Origin of the sequence: Aeromonas sp. sia0103, assembly GCF_963895295.1 — a bacterium.
GTDB lineage: Bacteria > Pseudomonadota > Gammaproteobacteria > Enterobacterales > Aeromonadaceae > Aeromonas > Aeromonas encheleia.
The window spans coordinates 1-385 of sequence record NZ_CAWQKG010000028.1; the positions used below are offsets into that span (position 1 = coordinate 1).

A 385-nucleotide genomic window follows, 5' to 3' on the forward strand; every position below is an offset into this window, starting at 1 on the left:
CATCACCCTTGATCTCGGCACCGTCATTGACGCCGGTGATGGTGATGGTCACGGTGTGGCTGGTGCCATCCAGGCTCTGTACGGTGAAGGTCTCGACCTTGGTCTCACCCTGGCCCAGGTACTGCACCTTGCTGTTGGCGACCTCATAGCTCCACTTGCCATCCGCGGCAATGGTCAGGCTACCCAGGGCATTGGCACTCGGCGCGCCCAGGCCCGGTTTGAACTCGGCCTCGTCCGCCCCGTCCACGTCGGTCAGTGTCAGGCTGCCGGTCTCGGTCAGGTTACCGCTGACCACGTTCAGGTCTTCGGTCACCGCACCGCGGTCATCACCCTTGATCTCGGCACCGTCATTGACGCCGGTGATGGTGATGGTCACGGTGTGGCT

Annotated in this window: 1 protein-coding gene; it reads right to left on the minus strand. The window is 63.1% G+C overall.

All coding sequences use genetic code 11. The annotated features are described in order from the left end of the window. Positions 1-385 (minus strand): VCBS domain-containing protein (locus AACW18_RS11300; RefSeq protein ID WP_218390087.1); only part of this gene is annotated, 385 nt, incomplete at both ends.